Genomic DNA, 2,521 nt, shown 5'->3' on the forward strand with positions numbered 1-2,521 from the left:
CGGAGCCGGCCGGCAAGGCCGCCAAGGCCGAGGCCAAGGCAGCGGCGAAAGACGGCCCCCTGCCCGCCCTGGACCTGGCCCGCTTCGACCCCGCGGCCAAGCCCTTCTCCCAGGGCGACAAGGCCAGCGACAAGGCGCGCGTCGAGGCCCTGGCCCTCGAACTGGACACCCTGCAGGACCTGCTGTACGCCGACAAGCGCTACAAGCTCCTGGTGATCCTGCAGGGCACCGACACCTCCGGCAAGGACGGCACGGTGCGCGGGGTGTTCGGCCGCATGAGCGCGTTGGGCGTGCACGCCGTGGGCTGGAAGGCGCCCACCGACACCGAGCGCGCCCACGACTACCTCTGGCGCATCCACCAGCAGGTGCCCGGCGCGGGCGAGCTGACCGTGTTCAACCGCAGCCACTACGAAGACGTGCTGGTGCCCGTGGTGAACGGCTGGATCACACCCGAGCAGCACCGCCAGCGGCTGGCGCACATCAACGACTTCGAACGCCTGCTGACCGAAACCGGCACCGTGGTGGTGAAGTTCATGCTGCACATCAGCCGGGACGAGCAGCGCAAGCGCCTACAGGAGCGCCTGGACGACCCGGCCAAGCACTGGAAATTCGACCTGGGCGACATCGCCGCGCGCAAGCAGTGGGACGACTACCAGCGCGCCTACGCCACCCTGCTGGCCGCCACGCACACGCCGTGGGCCCCCTGGACCATCGTGCCTGCCGACTCCAAGACCCACCGCAACCTGATGATCGCCACCGTGCTGCGCGAGGTGCTGGCCCGGCTCGGCCTGCGCTACCCCGAAGGCGATCCCGCGCTGGCGGGCATCCAGGTGGAATGAGCCGCGAGACCGCCCGTCGGCCGGCCCTTGAAAAACGGCGTTGCGACCCGCTGCCCAGGTTATGCATTCGGCGCATAAACCTGTAACACTCCGGCCTTGGACAGTTGCCGGGGGCAGGCATAAGCTCCGTCGTCTGAACTGATCCCTCCTTCAAGGAAACCCCCTCATGTCGAACACCAACGGCACCCGCACCCAGCACGAACTGCCCTCCTACCTCCAGGCCGACGACCTCGGCCCGTGGGGCAACTACCTGCAGCAGGTGGACCGCGTCACGCCCTACCTGGGCAACCTGGCGCGCTGGGTGGAAACGCTCAAGCGCCCCAAGCGCATCCTGATCGTGGACGTGCCGATCGAGCTGGACAACGGCACCATCGCCCACTTCGAGGGCTACCGCGTGCAGCACAACCTGAGCCGCGGTCCCGGCAAGGGCGGCGTGCGCTTCCACCAGGACGTCACGCTGTCCGAAGTGATGGCCCTGTCGGCCTGGATGTCGGTCAAGAACGCGGCCGTGAACGTGCCCTACGGCGGAGCCAAGGGCGGCATCCGCGTCGATCCCAAGAAGCTGTCGCGCGGCGAGCTGGAGCGCCTGACGCGCCGCTACACCAGCGAGATCGGCCTGCTCATCGGCCCTTCCAAGGACATCCCCGCCCCTGACGTGAACACCAACGGCCAGGTCATGGCCTGGATGATGGACACGTACTCCATGAACACCGGCGCCACCGCCACGGGCGTGGTCACCGGCAAGCCGGTGGACCTGGGCGGCTCGCTCGGCCGCGTCGAGGCCACCGGCCGCGGCGTGTTCACCGTGGGCGTGGAAGCCGCCAAGCTGACGGGCCTGCCGCTGGAAGGCGCACGCATCGCGGTGCAGGGCTTCGGCAACGTGGGCGGCATCGCCGGCAAGCTGTTCGCCGAAGCGGGCGCCAAGGTGGTGGCCGTGCAGGACCACACCGGCACCATCTTCCAGCAGGGCGGCCTGGACGTGCCCGCCCTGCTGGAGCACGTCAAGAAGACGGGCGGCGTGGGCGGCTTCGGCGGCGCCGATGCGATCGCCAAGGAAGACTTCTGGGGCGTGGACTGCGAGATCCTCATCCCCGCCGCGCTGGAAGGCCAGATCACCAAGCACAACGCCGGCCAGATCAAGGCCAAGCTCGTGATCGAGGGCGCCAACGGCCCCACGACCACCGAGGCCGACGACATCCTGCACGACAAGGGCGTGCTGGTGCTGCCCGACGTGATCGCCAACGCTGGCGGCGTGACGGTGAGCTACTTCGAATGGGTGCAGGATTTCTCCAGCTTCTTCTGGAGCGAGGACGAGATCAACGCCCGCCTCGTGCGCATCATGCAGGAGGCCTTCGCCGGCATCTGGCACGTGGCGCAGGAACACAAGGTGAGCCTGCGCACGGCCACCTTCATCGTGGCGTGCCAGCGCATCCTGCACGCCCGCGAAATGCGCGGTCTGTACCCCTGATCCGCCCTTGCCCGAGGAGGGTCCGCCCGGCCTACCCGGCCGGCGCCCTTCCCTGGAATGGACCGCCAGCGCCCCACCGGGCCTGGCGGTTTTTTTTATGCCCGTACGCCGGTCAGGGCGGCGGGCCGGAGCCCTGCGGTGCATCGCCCGCCGGCCGCGCCGCACCAGCCTCGAACACCCGCAGCGCCACGCAAAACGGCTGCACGCAGGGGCG

2 protein-coding genes are annotated in these 2,521 nt (G+C 69.1%); both read left to right on the forward strand.

The window, feature by feature from the left end:
* A partial coding sequence (locus AC27KI_RS22695) for a PPK2 family polyphosphate kinase (RefSeq protein ID WP_487115963.1) occupies positions 1 to 839 on the forward strand: 839 nt, incomplete at its 5' end.
* Positions 840 to 1,005: 166 nt separating this feature from the next.
* The gene (locus AC27KI_RS22700) at positions 1,006 to 2,307 is read left to right on the forward strand and encodes a Glu/Leu/Phe/Val family dehydrogenase (protein ID WP_317357175.1); all 1,302 of its coding nucleotides are present in this window, start codon (positions 1,006 to 1,008) and stop codon (positions 2,305 to 2,307) included.
* The last annotated feature ends 214 nt before the right edge of the window (positions 2,308 to 2,521 follow it).

This window comes from Acidovorax sp. KPB24-03 (genome assembly GCF_057546605.1).

Bases quoted from the DNA above. Each gene is read 5' to 3' on its own strand.
- AC27KI_RS22700 (WP_317357175.1), top strand. From the start codon at position 1,006: ATGTCGAACACCAACGGCACCCGCACCCAGCACGAACTGCCCTCCTAC.